12 protein-coding genes are annotated in these 15,697 nt (G+C 44.5%); all 12 read right to left on the bottom strand.

Annotated features, from left to right (window positions below; genetic code table 11):
* Positions 1-32 precede the first annotated feature (32 nt).
* Positions 33-1,163 carry a sodium ion-translocating decarboxylase subunit beta gene (locus ABUA31_RS00445; RefSeq protein ID WP_055222592.1) on the bottom strand — a complete coding sequence of 377 codons (1,131 nt, stop codon included), beginning with the start codon at positions 1,161-1,163 and terminating at the stop codon, positions 33-35.
* Positions 1,164-1,204: 41 nt separating this feature from the next.
* On the bottom strand, positions 1,205-1,579 hold the full coding sequence (locus ABUA31_RS00440) for a biotin/lipoyl-containing protein (RefSeq protein ID WP_161171803.1): 375 nt from the start codon (positions 1,577-1,579) through the stop codon (positions 1,205-1,207).
* Between the two features lie 19 nt (positions 1,580-1,598).
* Complete coding sequence (locus ABUA31_RS00435) at positions 1,599-2,576, bottom strand: OadG family protein (protein WP_055144530.1); 978 nt, start codon at positions 2,574-2,576, stop codon at positions 1,599-1,601.
* A 15-nt stretch (positions 2,577-2,591) separates the two neighbouring features.
* Positions 2,592-4,007 (bottom strand): acyl-CoA carboxylase subunit beta, encoded by a 1,416-nt coding sequence (locus ABUA31_RS00430; RefSeq protein WP_015534885.1) that lies wholly within the window; start codon positions 4,005-4,007, stop codon positions 2,592-2,594.
* Positions 4,008-4,247: 240 nt separating this feature from the next.
* Entirely contained in the window at positions 4,248-4,772 is a 525-nt protein-coding gene (pgsA, locus tag ABUA31_RS00425; RefSeq protein ID WP_015534884.1) for a CDP-diacylglycerol--glycerol-3-phosphate 3-phosphatidyltransferase, read from the bottom strand.
* A complete protein-coding gene (gene rimO / locus ABUA31_RS00420) occupies positions 4,769-6,082 on the bottom strand; it encodes a 30S ribosomal protein S12 methylthiotransferase RimO (protein ID WP_022216522.1) in 1,314 nt (437 codons plus the stop codon). The genes pgsA and rimO overlap by 4 nt, the downstream gene beginning before the upstream one ends.
* 28 nt (positions 6,083-6,110) lie before the next feature.
* Entirely contained in the window at positions 6,111-6,953 is an 843-nt protein-coding gene (gene folD / locus ABUA31_RS00415) for a bifunctional methylenetetrahydrofolate dehydrogenase/methenyltetrahydrofolate cyclohydrolase FolD (protein ID WP_117549001.1), read from the bottom strand.
* 12 nt (positions 6,954-6,965) lie between these two features.
* The gene (locus tag ABUA31_RS00410; protein WP_349818336.1) at positions 6,966-8,636 is read right to left on the bottom strand and encodes a formate--tetrahydrofolate ligase; all 1,671 of its coding nucleotides are present in this window, start codon (positions 8,634-8,636) and stop codon (positions 6,966-6,968) included.
* Between the two features lie 19 nt (positions 8,637-8,655).
* A complete protein-coding gene (locus tag ABUA31_RS00405) occupies positions 8,656-11,553 on the bottom strand; it encodes an FtsK/SpoIIIE family DNA translocase (RefSeq protein ID WP_349818335.1) in 2,898 nt (965 codons plus the stop codon).
* Between the two features lie 21 nt (positions 11,554-11,574).
* Entirely contained in the window at positions 11,575-12,456 is an 882-nt protein-coding gene (locus ABUA31_RS00400; protein WP_349818334.1) for an undecaprenyl-diphosphate phosphatase, read from the bottom strand.
* A 59-nt stretch (positions 12,457-12,515) separates the two neighbouring features.
* On the bottom strand, positions 12,516-13,208 hold the full coding sequence (locus ABUA31_RS00395) for a ClpP family protease (protein ID WP_055144542.1): 693 nt from the start codon (positions 13,206-13,208) through the stop codon (positions 12,516-12,518).
* A 76-nt stretch (positions 13,209-13,284) separates the two neighbouring features.
* Positions 13,285-15,687: a glycoside hydrolase family 94 protein gene (locus ABUA31_RS00390; RefSeq protein WP_055222577.1), complete on the bottom strand. Its 2,403-nt coding sequence runs from the start codon at positions 15,685-15,687 to the stop codon at positions 13,285-13,287.
* Positions 15,688-15,697 lie beyond the last annotated feature (10 nt).

Genomic DNA, 15,697 nt, shown 5'->3' with positions numbered 1-15,697 from the left:
CTCCTATATAATTTCATTGCCTAAATTCTTAATTAAATTCCAAATATTGCAAGGAATGTACCAGCTGCTACGGCTGTACCGATAACACCTGCAACATTTGGTCCCATAGCATTCATCAGAAGGAAGTTTGTAGGATCATACTGTGCTCCAACCTTCTGTGATACTCTGGCTGCCATTGGAACGGCTGATACACCAGCAGAACCGATAAGCGGATTAACCTTGCCCTTTGTCGCCCAGCACATGAGCTTACCGAAGAGAACTCCGGCTGCTGTACCAACTGCGAATGCGACAAGACCAAGGAATACTATCTTAAGTGTACTCATCTTAAGGAATGCCTCTGCACTTGTAGAAGCACCTACTGAAGTACCAAGTAAGATAACTACGATATACATAAGAGCGTTTGAAGCTGTCTCTGTGAGCTGCTTAACAACGCCGCACTCTCTGAAGAGGTTACCAAGCATCAGCATACCTACAAGGGGTGCTGTTGTTGGAAGTATAAGAACTACCACAAGTGTAACGATGATAGGGAAAAGGATCTTCTCGATCTTGGTTACAGGTCTGAGCTGTGGCATTCTAACAAGTCTCTCCTTCTTTGTTGTGAGAGCCTTCATGATAGGTGGCTGTATAACAGGTACAAGTGACATATATGAATATGCCGCAACTGCTATAGGTCCGAGAAGTGTTCCACCCATGCCGAGCTTACCGGCAAGGTAGATAGATGTAGGACCATCTGCACCACCGATGATCGATATAGCCGCAGCCTCTTTGCCGTTGAATCCCATAAGGAATGCAAGGAAGTAAGCTGTATAGATACCGAACTGAGCTGCAGCGCCGAGCAGGAAACTCTTTGGATTTGCGATAAGCGGACCAAAGTCTGTCATGGCACCTACGCCCATGAATATAAGTGAAGGTAAGATACTCCACTCATCAAGCAGGTAAAAATAATGTAACAAGCCGCCCTCTGCCATAATATCTGGGAACATGTTTACAAGAAACATACCAAATGAGATAGGGACAAGAAGAAGTGGCTCAAAACCCTTTCCGATTGCAAGATACATGAAAGCAAACGCTATAAGGATCATAACGTAATTCTTCCAGTCAAGACTTGCAAAACCGGTCTGATTAGCTAAATTTGTCAAAACGTCAACTATTGTGCTGCCCATTTAGTTGTTTCCTCCTATAAGATTTATTCTAATTCAAGCAATTAGTTGAGTGTTGCAAGTGTGTCGCCTGACTCAACACTAGCGCCTACTGTAACATCTATGCTTGCGATAGTACCATCTTCCGGAGCAACAACTTCGTTTTCCATCTTCATAGCCTCAAGAATAAGGATTACCTGACCCTTCTTTACTGAGTCGCCAACATTAGCCTTTACTGCAAGGATCTTACCAGGCATAGGTGATGAAACCTTAACGCTTCCTGCGCCGCCTGCTGCTGGTGCTGGAGCTGCAGGAGCTGCTGCAGGTGCTGCCACTGGAGCTGCTGCTACAGGTGCTGCTACTGGAGCTGCGCCACCTGATAATTCTTCAACTGATACATCGTATGATGTGCCATTAACTGTGATTCTATAATTCTTCATAACAATTATCCTCCTATAATTATCTCTTATTCTTTTTTCTTGGTCTTACAACCAACTTATCGTTACTTGGATAGTTTACACGAACTCTTGTCTTTCCGCCCTGTGCCGCCATAACCGCTGCTGATATAACCGCAACAAGCTCTGAGTCGTTCATAACGCTCTCACCGGTCGCTGTGTTGACAATGTCTACTATTCCAGCTGGAGCAGGTGCGCTTCCTGCAGGAGTCTCATCCTCCTTGTCAACATTTAATGTTGCAACGCTTCCAAGAGCCTTCTTTGCCTTCTCAGCCTTTCTCTTCTCTCTTGTCTCCTTGTCCAAAAGAGCCGGAACATACTTGAGAAGTGAAATTATGAATGATATGAAGATAAGTGCTATAAACACGATACCCATACCTATGAGGGTATTTGCTCCCGCATCCTTCATCTTGTCCTTAAGTGTCTGATTAGCAGCAACTTCAAATTCGGAAATCTTGTATGGATAAACACCATTTGATGCAAGCATCTGATCAGCATCTTCTTCTGAATACTGATTCTGAGCCATCACTGAATACTTCTGGAAATTGTAAGTTACCGAATTGTCTACAAATGTTGCCTTTACTATAGCTTCTTTTTCTGCACATTCTGCATATAATGTAACAACAACCTTGTCATCAACTTCTTGTATTGTTTTATCATCTTCATCTTCGAGATTGACCGGCTTAAACTGCTGGAATTTACCATAGTCAGACTCAATCGTTGAAAAAACCTTTAATGCATCAGCAGTCGTTTCATCTACCTGACCGCCATTTGCCTCTTCATCCACATAGAAATTATATACATCTTCAACCTGCGCAATCTGCATGTAATTCGTAGCCTGTGTTTCTGCTATCTGAACCAATGTGTTTCCGTCATAGTCAAATTCTACTTTCTTGTCTGAAGACGAACATCCGGCAAGTGCAAATGTAACAGCTAACATAGAAACTATCAATAATAACTTTTTCTTTATTATCTTTTCCATTAAGTTGTCACTCCTTTATATTGTTCCATGCTTCTTGAATGGTCTGTCCTCACTCTTAGAAAAAAGCATATCGAGTGCTGCTATAACTCTCTTTCTTGTTGCATCAGGCTCGATGATATCATCCACGTAGCCTCTTCTCGCTGCAGATACGGCACCTGAAAGAGCATCTGTGTACTCAGCCTTCTTCTCCTTGATATAAGCAAGCTTGTCACCGGCTGCTGCGATCTCATCTTCATACATGATCTTTACAGCCATCTCTGGATCCATTGTTCCGATAACTGACTTAGGCCAAGCAAATACAACATCAGCTCCGATAGCCTTTGAACACATAACTGTGTAGGCTGTACCATATGCCTTGTCAAGCATAACAGTTACCTTTGGCACTGTTGCATTGGCATAAGCGTAAGTAAGCTTTGCAACAGCCTTTGAGATAGTCTTCTCTTCCTTTACAGTTGCTGCAAATCCCTTGATGTTTACAAGTGTGACAACTGGGATATTGAATGAATCACAAAGCTTTACGAAATCCTCTGCCTTATATGCACCGGCTGTTGTCATGACATCCTTCTGGTTTCCGACAACACCGACTGTCTCACCGTTAAGTCTGATAAATGCAGTAACAACGTCATCTGCAAAATCCTTCTTGAGCTCGAATACAAACTCATCATCAGTGATATCTGCTATAACAGCCTTCACATCCCCTGCCTTTGTAGCAAGATCTGGAATGATTCTGTTCACATCATCCTCACATACTGCGCAGTCGCCATCATCCTCATTGTTTGATGGAAGAAGACCTACCATAGTTCTCACTGCACCGAGAAGCTCTGCCTCTGTGTCGTATACTGCGTCAACATTTGCTGTGTTCTCTGCAACATAATCTGCTGCTGCAGTGTCAAGCTTCTCTGCACGGTTCTCATCCAGAGCATTTGGACTGTTAACAAAGAGCTTAGCTCCTTCCTTAGTCATGAATGTTACGTCTGTGAGATTAGGTATAAGTGCTGCACCACCACCGCATGTACCAAATATAGCTGTGATCTGTGGTATTACACCTGATGCAAGAGTCTGCTTCATGAATACCTCTCCAAATGCATTAAGAGCATCTGTAGCCTCCTGAAGTCTGAGTCCGGCACAATCGATCAGCCCGATAACAGGTGCACCCATCTTCATTGCCATGTCGTAAAGGTTTGCGATCTTCTTGGCATGCATCTCGCCTATAGAACCGCCGAGCACCTTTGCATCCTGGCTGTAAACATAAACTAAATTGCCATCGATCACTCCATAACCGGTTATTACGCCGTCTTTTGGAGTATCCTTGTCCTGAATGTTGAAATCTGTATTTCTAGCAGTTACATATGCGCCGATTTCAACAAAACTTGAGTCATCAAGTAACATTGAAATTCTGTCACTTGCTGACAAGCTTGGTGTGTTGCTCATTTTTAGCCCTCCGTTTAATTTATTTTAGGACTATATATAGTCCAATTTTCGCCGAGTATAATTGTAAAGCCTTTGTCGTCATATTTCAAGTAAAATCGAAAAAACCATCAAAGGTTTATCGGCGTTGTAAGCGATTATTTTTCAAAATAAAACAGGGAATCTGTGTAAAATATACCCTCAAACAAAAGTATACCCCAAATTCCCCGTTGAATTATAAAATCTGTTTTATTTTTTACTGTTTTAGTCCTTGAGGACTTCTCTGTTGTGATACAGATAATCTCCAAGAGATATAAGTGTCAGTGCAAGTGCAAGGTAGATGAGCACCTGATCAAAGATGTAGAACACCTTGAGATCAGCTATCAGAAATCCTACCATGATCATCTGAACCGTTGTCTTGATCTTTCCCCACCATCCAGCAGCAATAACAATTCCCTTTTCTGCCGCAATAAGTCTGAATCCGCTTATTATGAAATCACGCGCTATGATCACTATAACGATCCATGCTGGGATCCTGTTCAGATCCGACAGTGCTATGAGTGCCGAACATACCAGCAGCTTATCTGCCAGAGGATCCATGAATTTTCCAAAATTGGTAACCAGATTGTATTTTCTTGCAATCTTTCCGTCAAGCATATCTGTAAGTGATGCGGCTATGAATATTCCAAGTGCCACCCACTTCGACCATCCCGGTGACATATATAAAAACACGAGAAAGAATGGAATCATTATAGCTCTTAGTATTGTCAATTTGTTTGGTAAATTCATTCTACTATCACTCCTGTCAAGTCATATTCATTTGCCTCGGTTATCTTCACATCCACAAATGAACCGGATATCAATTCATATGGTGCGCTGACGAACACTATTCCGTCAACCCCCGGAGCATCTCTGTAGGTTCTTCCCACATATACATCATCGTCGACCAGATATCCCTCAATGAGAACCTTCTGGGTGCTTCCGATCATCTGCTGGTTCTTCTCATAGGAAATCTCCTGCTGAAGCTCCATGATCTCATCGCGCCACTTTACAGCCAGCTCTCCATCCACCTGATCCTCGTACTCCGCAGCCGGAGTGCCCTCCTCAGGCGAATAAGTGAATACCCCAAGCCTGTCAAACTCGCACTCGTCAACAAAGTCGACCAGACCATCGTGCAGTTCCTGTGTCTCACCTGGGAAACCAGATATGAGCGTGGTTCTGATGGCTATATCCGGCATGGCTGTCCTCAGTCTGCCGACAAGCTCCACAATGTCCTCCCTGCTGGTCCGTCTGCCCATTCTCTTAAGTATCGCATTCTCAGAATGCTGGATAGGTATATCGACATAATGGCAGATCTTCGGATTCGTGGCCATAACCTCTATTAGTTCATCTGTTATCTCCTCCGGATAACAGTACAGAAGTCTTATCCACTCTATGCCTTCTATCTCACTGAGTTTTGTGAGAAGCTCTGGAAGCTTCTTCTCACCATACAGATCAACTCCGTACAGCGTAGTCTCCTGTGCCACAAGGACAAGCTCCTTTATACCATCAGACGCAAGCTTTTCAGCGGATGCGATCAGGCTGTCCATCGGCATGCTTCTGTATCTGCCTCGTATGTGAGGTATTATACAATAAGTGCACAGTTTATTACAACCTTCTGCGATCTTAAAATACGCCATCGACGCATTTGTCGTTACTATTCTCTCGGCAATCGGCCTTGGAGTATAATTTATATCATCTACGATCGACTCCTCGTCGGTTCCTATTGCCTCAACTATCTTATCGTAATTGGTCGCACCAATAATGACATCGATCTCCGGAAGCTCCTTCATTATCTCGTCCTTGTATCTCTGGGACAGACATCCCGCAACGATAAGCTTTTTTAGTTTTCCGGTTTTCTTCAGTTCTCCCATCTCGATGATGGTGTTGATGCTTTCCTCTTTCGCATCGCTGATGAACGCACAGGTATTTACAACTACTACATCTGCCTCTGTCTCATCATTTGTAAGCTGGTGGCCGGCTTTGTTCAGCAAACCGAGCATGACCTCGCTGTCCACCAGATTTTTATCACAGCCTAGTGATATGAGTAATACTTTCATCTGTTCTCCAATAATTTTGCACTTATTCTTAGTTTATATTTATTGATTCCACGCAGTTTGACATGAGCATGGCTATGGTCATAGGGCCGACTCCGCCAGGTACAGGAGTTATCGCTCCGGCAACCTCCTTGGCTGATTCAAAATCCACATCACCGCAGAGCTTATTATTCTCATTCCTGTGGATTCCCACATCTATAACTGTTGCGCCTTCCTTGATGTAAGATGCATCGATCATTTCTGGCTTTCCTATTGCCACCACGAGTATATCAGCACGTCTGCACACTTCCTTGAGATTCTTTGTTCTGGAATGGCACACGGTTACGGTTCCGTTCTCACGGAGCAGCAGCATGCTCATAGGCTTGCCTACTATATTGCTTCTGCCGAGTACCACGCACTCCTTACCCTCTATCTCTATTCCTGATCTCTTGATGAGCTGGATAACTCCGGCTGGTGTACACGACACAAAGCCCGGCTGTCCTATGCTGAGTGCACCAACACTCATCGGATGGAAGCCGTCCACATCCTTCTTTGGAGATATGGTCTTTATGACCTTATCCTCATCTATATGCTTTGGAAGCGGGAGCTGTACAAGTATTCCGTTCACCTTGTCGTCAGAGTTGAGCTTCTCTATAAGTGCAAGAAGCTCCTCCTCAGTTGTCTCCTCTGGGAGCTCATATGACAGTGAACCTATTCCTATATACTCACATGCCTTCTTCTTATTTCCAACATATACTGACGATGCAGGATCATTTCCGACCTGAATGACAGCAAGGCATATCTCTACGCCCTCTGCCTTGAGTCCCGCAACCTTCTCCTTGAGCTCATCCTTTATCTGTTTTGATATAACCTTACCATCTATAAGCTTATACATTTATTTGTCCTCCTAGAATAATCCGACGATCTTGCCGTTATCATCAACATAAATCCTTTCTGCCGCAGGGGATTTTGGAAGTCCAGGCATGGTCATGATAGTTCCGGTAATCGCTACCACAAATCCTGCTCCTGCACTGACATAAACCTCACGGATATTTATATCGAATCCTGTAGGTCTTCCAAGCTTCTTTGGATCATCTGACAGAGAATACTGGTTCTTTGCCATACATACAGGGAAGTTACCAAATCCCATCTCCTCGATCTTGGCGATGGCCTTGCTGGCCTCTGCGCTGTATGTAACACCATCCGCGCCATATATCTCTGTAGCAATACAATTTATCTTATCCTTTATTGAAAGGCTGTCATCGTAGAGCACCTTGAAGTTGCTCTTCTTGTTCTCCAGCGTGTTGAGCACTGCATTTGCAAGGTCTATACCACCCTTGCCTCCCTGCTCCCATACATTTGCAAGAGCAAAATCGCAATCTCTGTCCTCGCAGAACTTCTTGACAAAGTCAAGCTCTGCCTGACTGTCTGTGACAAATCTATTCAGAGTTACAACAACAGGAACACCATACTTCTGAAGATTCTCAATATGCTTCTCAAGGTTTACTATACCAGCCTTAAGCGCGTCAAGATTCTCCTCTCCGAGATCTGCCTTTGCAACTCCGCCATTGTACTTGAGGGCTCTTACTGTAGCAACCAGAACCACCGCATCCGGCTTAAGGTTGTTCATACGGCACTTGATATCGAAGAACTTCTCAGCTCCGAGATCTGCGCCAAATCCTGCCTCTGTTATTACATAATCTGCAAGCTTTAATGCTGTCTTTGTAGCCATTACACTGTTACATCCATGTGCTATATTTGCAAATGGTCCGCCGTGTACGATTGCCGGTGTATGCTCAAGTGTCTGGATAAGGTTTGGCTTGATGGCATCCTTTAAGAGCGCTGCCATAGCTCCTACAGCCTTGAGATCAGCCGCTGTCACAGGCTCATTGTCCATGTTGTATGCAACGATTATTCTGCCAAGTCTCTCCTGAAGATCCTTCATGTCACTTGCAAGACAGAGAATAGCCATGATCTCCGATGCAACTGTGATGACAAATCCGTCCTCTCTAGGCACTCCGTCGACACGCTTTCCAAGTCCGACAACTGTGTGTCTGAGAACTCTGTCGTTCATATCCATACATCTCTTGAACACTATTCTGTTCACATCTATTCTCAGTGCATTTCCCTGATGGATATGGTTATCCATCATGGCTGCAAGGAGATTGTTTGCAGATGTTATAGCATGAAAATCTCCTGTAAAGTGGAGGTTGAGATCCTCCATAGGTACTACCTGTGCATATCCGCCGCCGGCTGCACCACCCTTGATTCCAAAACATGGTCCAAGTGATGGCTCACGAAGTGCTATAACCGCCTTCTTTCCAAGCTGTCCCATAGCCTCACCAAGTCCTACAGTGATTGTCGTCTTTCCCTCTCCTGCAGGTGTTGGATTGATGGCTGTAACGAGGATAAGCTTTCCGTTCTCGTTGCCCTCAACCTTCTTTATAAGCTCATCTGAGAGCTTTGCCTTATACTTTCCATAGAGATCGAGGTCATCCTCTGATATTCCGAGCTTTGCAGCAACCTCCCTTATGTGCTTCATCTCAGCCTTCTGTGCAATTTCAATGTCTGTCATCATAGCTCTTATCCTCCGCTTTTTATAAATTAGTGTCTATATATTCATCAAACTGTTCCTGAGTCATCAGGATCTTTCTGGCCTTTGTGCCCTCCTCCGGGCCAACTACTCCCGCGGCCATCAACTGATCCATGATCCTTGCGGCTCTGTTAAAGCCTATCTTGAACGTTCTCTGAAGCATACCTATAGAAGCTTTTTCTTTCTCTATAATGAATCTTCCCGCTTCCACGAAATATTCATCCTTATCACTGGCTGAAGCCCCACCTATCGCTGTGGCGCCTGATCCACCATTTCCGGATATTGATTTGGATATCTCCTCATCATATGTTCCCACGCCATTGTTCTTCTTGAGGAAATCAACAACCGCTGTAACCTCATCATCCGACACAAATGCGCCCTGTACTCTGACCGGCTTAGGATAGCCTGTCGGATAGAACAGCATATCTCCCTTTCCAAGAAGTTTCTCTGCTCCTACCATATCAAGTATGGTTCTGGAATCAACTCCCGACGAAACTGCAAATGCTATTCTCGATGGAACATTTGCCTTTATGAGACCTGTTATGACATCAACCGACGGTCTCTGTGTTGCTATGACAAGATGTATACCCGCTGCTCTGGCAAGCTGTGAAAGTCTCACTATAGCATCCTCGACTTCGCCGTGTGCAACCATCATAAGATCTGCAAGCTCATCCACTATGACCACTATCTGTGGCATCTTGGTCAGCTTTTCTCCATCAGCTCCCGCTATAACGGCATTTTCAACCTTGTCATTATATCCCTGTATATTACGTACACTGTGCTCAGCAAAAAGCTGGTATCTTCTTGTCATCTCCATGACAGCCCAGTTGAGTGCCCCTGCCGCCTTCTTTGGATCTGTTACGACCGGTATCAGAAGGTGTGGTATGCCATTGTAGCATGCAAGCTCAACCATCTTAGGATCTATCATTATGAGTTTTACCTCCTCCGGTGTGGCTTTGTACAGTATACTCATTATAAGTGTATTGATACACACTGATTTACCCGAACCTGTGGCTCCGGCGATCAGAAGATGCGGCATCTTGGCAATATCCGTTGCGATGACCTGTCCACTTATATCCTTACCAACCGCAAATGCCACTTTGGACTTGAGGTTCTTGAAATTATCTGATTCTATAAGCTCCCGGAACGCCACAATTGAGTTCTCCTTGTTAGGAACCTCTATTCCTATGGCTGCCTTGCCAGGTATCGGTGCCTCTATACGTATATCCGCAGCCGCAAGGTTGAGCTTTATGTCGTCCGCAAGGTTCAGTATCTTGCTGACCTTGACACCCTGCTCCGGCTGCATCTCAAATCTCGTTACAGCAGGACCGCAGCTATAGTTTGTTATGGTTACATTGACGCCAAATGTCTCGAGGGTATTCTTAAGCTTGATGGCTGTCTCCCTGACATGGGCATCCCTGTTGGAATTGTTCGTCTTTTTAGGCTGGGACAGCAGATCTGCCGTTGGGAATTTATATTTTCTTCCCTCCTGATACTGCTTTGAGCTCTCAGTCTGTACCGCCGGCTTCTTTTTGCTTTGAGCCGCGGTATCCGTCTTCTCCTCCTCCGCAAATGCAGAGTCGTAGAGCGGATTGTAATCTGACACACTCTCTGGATGCATATTGCCATTTACCGCTCCCGCAAGGACATCCTCCGCATCATCAGTAAATGAAAGTATCTCTGCATCCTCCATATCAGTGTCCACAGCAGCCAGCTTTGGTTCTTCAGGAGTTACGACCATCGGCTTTCTTCTCTTCACAGGTGCAGGCTTCCGCACCGGTTTATGCACAGGATCCTTTCTGTCTATCTGAACTGGATTGACGATCTCCTCTTTGTCGGTCATGACGATTTTCTCTATATCATTGTTAAATTCATCATAGGACATATCCACAGCGCCATCTCCTGGAGTGAGCTCGTGGACATCCTCCATGGCAAAGAAATCCCTGGCAGGCTCCCTCTCTACATTCTTCTGTGGCTTAGTCTTCCTTGGCTTGACCTGCGTTGCAGCAGTCCTGTCGGAAGCTCTGTCATCCTTGGACTTATCGCTGCTGTACACATTGAGATTTGCCATCGATGGTCTCACTCTGCGAACCGGAGTATCATTTACATCATGTGAGTAATAACCATCGTCATATCTGTCACTTTGATACTCCTCATCTTCATACTGTTCGTCATCATCGCTTTCTCTGCGCTCACGGATAGATGCTATGAAAAGTTTGATCTCGTCTATAACTGATATCTCCGTTATGAGAATGAACATGATAACCGCAGCTATAAATATTACTATGCACGCACCCGGAACTCCAAGCAGTGTCCTTATCACAAAGAATATTCCTCCGCATATAACTCCTCCGCCCGATCTGTCCTTATACCCATCCATGTACAGAACCTTGACCGACTCAAAGGTCGATGAATATATAGCCTGAAATACCATGGACAACAGGATGAGCACAACGCCAAAATATACAACCTTTTTGACGATCTTCCTCCTGAAATCATTTGATATAAGATAGGCAGCCGACACAAACAGATATACTGGGAATATGTACTCGCTGAAACCGATTATTCCAAAGAAAAATCCCGATACGGTATCTCCCACTATTCCGCAGATCCTGAAGTTTGCAAGTAGCAGAAATACTGAAAATGCAAAGAGAACTATGAGTATGATCTCACTTCTCATCTGCTTCTGCCTTGCCAGTTCCTCTTCCCGGGCTTTGCGTTCTATGGCAGCCTTTGATCTGGCAGATGTTTTTTTCGATGCAGTATTCTTCTTCGCAGATGTCCTGTTATTTGATCCACCTTTTGAAGAGTTCTTTGCCACAGTCTTTTTAGACGCAGCGTTTTTGGACGTGCCATTCTTTGATGTATTGTTCTTGTATGACTTTTTATTACCAGCAGCCATTTTCTACCTCTATTCTAAATCTTAAGCAACAAAATACCATATTACAGACACGATTCCCGCGATCATACAATATATGGAAAAGCCCTTAAAATTCTTTTTCTTGACCGTATAAAGCATAAATTTTATACATAAATATCCAACAACACCTGCAACTACCATTCCAACTATGTAATTTACAACATCAGTTCCTGAAATAGATGACTTAAACAGATCAGGTATCTCCAGTATGACTGCTCCCAGAACAGCCGGTATCGACATTATAAATGAATACTTTACCGTGAATTTTCTTGTGTAGCCGCATGCCAGGCCTGCAGTTATCGTACTTCCGGATCTTGATATTCCCGGAAGCGTAGCAACAGCCTGTGCCAGACCTACAAATATGGCGTTTCTGTATGTAGCCTTTGCCGCACTTTTCTTACCAGCCGGCAGTCTGTCCGCAAAATACAGGATAACAGATGTTATACACAGACAGATACCCGGTATCAAAAGTGTATCTCCCGCATGTCCTATAGCTTTGTCAAATGGGACTGCGATCACCGTCGTCGTAAGAGTTGACACGAGTATGAGCATAACAAACTTTCTGTATGCCGTACACACAATCTTCCTATACGGATATATCTGTCCCTCCTTCGAGGTCTTGTTCTTTATGAAATTTACCAGATTGACACAGCAGTCTCCAACTATCTTGAGTCCCTCTATAACAAGCTTCTTTATATCTGCCCAGTAGACTATAAATATGGCAACCAGCGTGCCAAAATGGAGCAGTATGTCAAATAATATACCCGTATCGGTCTTCACTCCAAAAATATTCTTGAAAATAGCCAGATGTCCCGAACTGCTGACTGGAAGGAATTCTGTAGCTCCCTGTATTATTCCCATCAAAATTGCCTGTAATAAGCTCATGACCAACCTCCCTTGATCGATGTTTATACAATATCCTATGGAATTTTACTATCATTTTCTTAATTAATCAAGTCATACAGCGTTTTTAAAGCCGCCGACATACCACCGATCCTGTCTATAACCCTTTTTTCGACAGCCTGTTTTCCTATCAGAACCGAGCCCACATCCTTGGTCAGCTCTGTCGTGTTAAACATAAGTTTCTCCAGTTCTTTCCTGTCTATAGATGAGTGATCCACTGTGAACTGTATGATCCTCTCCTGCATCTTCTCTATATATTCAAAGTTCTGCTTAACTCCAAGCACCGCCGTATTTGTCCTTATTGGATGAACTATCATCGTTGCGGTCGGCACTATAAAAGACACATTTCCCGACACCGCCAGAGGAACTCCTATGGAATGTCCGCCGCCAAGCACGATATTGACGACCGGCTTTGACAGGCTGGACAACATCTCAGATATGGCAAGTCCGGACTCAACATCGCCTCCGACCGTATTTATCAGAGTCAAGACTCCCTTTACATCTCCGCAGTTTTCTGCCTGGGCTATCACCGGAAGCAGCTTCTCGTAGCTTGTACTCTTCATACCGGCAGGAAGCTTGTCATGCCCCTCAATCTCTCCATATATTCCACATAACAGGATATAACCTCCACCTGGAACATCCATAACATGTATGTTGTCAGTGAGTTTTAACCTCTCAGCGATCGATACCGATTCCACTTCGCCTGCACCACCTTCCAACCCCAATCCACTCATTCCGCATCAGGGCAAAAATTAAGAAGGGCTGAGCCCTTCTTAACTTAATATGGTATAAATAATGTATTTATATTCATTACATTACAAGCACGATATCGTTTGTATCAGCAAGCTTGTCAGCAGGGATATAATTGGCCTCAAGTTTCTCACCATTTAATGTGAGGCTCTGGAAACCGCTCTCATGTCCATCAGGATTCTGAACCTTGATTGAGAGCTTCTTACCCCTGAACATCTTCTCGATCTCAAACTCCTTCCAGTCTGATGGGACTGAAGGCGCGATCTTGATTCCGCCAAAGTCTGGTCTCATACCCATGATACCCTCAACGCAGCCAACCATACATGTGGATGCTGTACCTGTAAGCCAGTGTACATGAGCGCGACCCTCAAATGGACTTCCAACAGACTCTGTGAACTGTCCATGGCAGTATGGCTCAAGCTTTCTGATCTCTGCCTTATCATTCATGGATGCAGGAGAGCTCTCGTTGAAATACTCAAACGCTCTGTTTCCATGTCCCATGAGCGCCTCGGCAAGTATTATCCAGCCCTGTGGCTGTGAGAATATACCTGCATTCTCCTTTGTTCCTGCATTGAACAGAAGCATGAGTGCTCCGTCAAATGCATGCTCTCTGTATGGTGGGAACATAAGTCTCACACCGTACTCTGTGTTAAGCTCCCTGTGAACAGACTCAAGGGCGATCTCAGACTGCTTTCTTGTGGCAAGTCCGCTTATAACTGCCCATGACTGAGGATTCAGCCACATGCTTGCCTCAGGATCATTCTTTGAACCGATGACCTGTCCGCCTTCCTTGTATCCACGGATGAATCTGTCATCCTCCCAGCACTTCTCCTGAATGGTCTCACCCATCTTGTACTGAATGCTGTTGATGTAATCTATGTACTCTGCATCATCCTTCATCTCAGCAAAATACTTGATAACTGTCATCGCATAGTAGAGCTGCATTGCAACAAATGTTGACTCGCCTCTCTTTCCAAGTCTCAGACAGTCATTCCAGTCTGCCCAGAGTCCTGCCGGCATACCATTATCTCCAAGTCTGTTCATGGAGAAATCTATCGCTCTCTTAAGATGCTCATAAACTGTACCCTCATCCTTGTTGGCAAATGGAATAACCTCGTCTATGAAGTCAAGGTTGCCTGACTCAGCAATATACTTATATACAGTTGGGAACAGCCAAAGTGCGTCGTCTGCACGGTATGCAGGATGTCCTGTCTCCTGTACATATGATGGATCATCCGGTGTATCCTCATGACCTGCGTTATGTGTGAACTTTACAAGTGGAAGTCCACCGCCGTTGTCAACCTGTGCTGACAGCATGAATCTGATCTTCTCAAGAGCCATCTCAGGTGCAAGGTGGATAACGCCCTGGATATCCTGAACTGTATCTCTGTATCCATATCCGTTTCTCAGACCACAGTATGAGAATGATGCAGCTCTTGACCATATGAATGTCATGAAACACTGGTATGCATTCCACGTATTTACCATGTTGTTGAATGAATCACTAGGTGTGTGCACCTGGAAGTTGTTGAGCTTTGAATGCCAATACTCGATCAGCTCGTCAAGCTCCTTCTGACATGCTGCGGCAGGATCTGCGTATCCGGCTATGACAGCATTTGCAGCGTCATTGTCCTTCATTCCGACTATGAATGCAAAATCCTTTGACTCACCCGGAGCAAGTGTGAACTTTGTCTGGAGTCCACCGCAGGCATTGCTGTTGTAGTTGAGCTTGTTGCCAAGATCTCCATTTATAACTCCGATCGGATTGCCGTAGCCGTGATATCTTCCAAGGAACTCCTCCTTGTCACCACAGTATGATGCAACATCACTTCCGGCAAGTGCAAAGAATCTTTTGTTTGCCTTACTTCCATTGATCTCAGCCTTCTCAACATTCTCATTGATGACCTGAAGGATCTTGTTGTTGTCCATGAAATATGTTCTGGTTATGAACAGTGTATACTGGAGATTTACCTGATCCTGCTCATAATTGCAGTCATTTGTAAACTCACAGTATCCGATAGCTGAAAGGTTACGAGGCTTATCAGAGTTGTTGGTAACTCTCACCTTCCACACTTCATGTGTCTTGTTAAGTGGAACATAATACATCACCTCTGACTTGATATCAGAATACTCTGCATACATCTTTGTATATGCCGTTCCATGGTGACATTCACTCTTATACACATCAAGACTCTTGCCTACCGGCTGCCATGATGCTGACCAGTAATCCTTTGTGTCATCATCGCGAAGATATACATATCTTCCAGGCTGATCAAAGCTGTTAAATATGTATCTCAGTATTCTTCCGTTTGCTCCTGACTTCTCAAAGCTGTAGCCTCCTGCGTTGTTGGAGATTATAGCTCCGTATTCCGGTGAACCAAGGTAGTTTGCCCAAGGTGCCGGGGTGTCTGGTCTGTCAATTACATACTCTTTGTTCTGTTCGTCAAAATAACCGTATCTCATATGTTCCCCC

The organism is Coprococcus sp. RTP31081st1_H1_RTP31081_211007 (assembly GCF_040227275.1).
GTDB classification, from domain to species: Bacteria; Bacillota; Clostridia; order Lachnospirales; family Lachnospiraceae; genus Coprococcus; species Coprococcus aceti.
The sequence above is the reverse complement of the archived record's forward strand: the minus strand, read 5'-3'. Positions and strand labels throughout refer to the sequence as shown.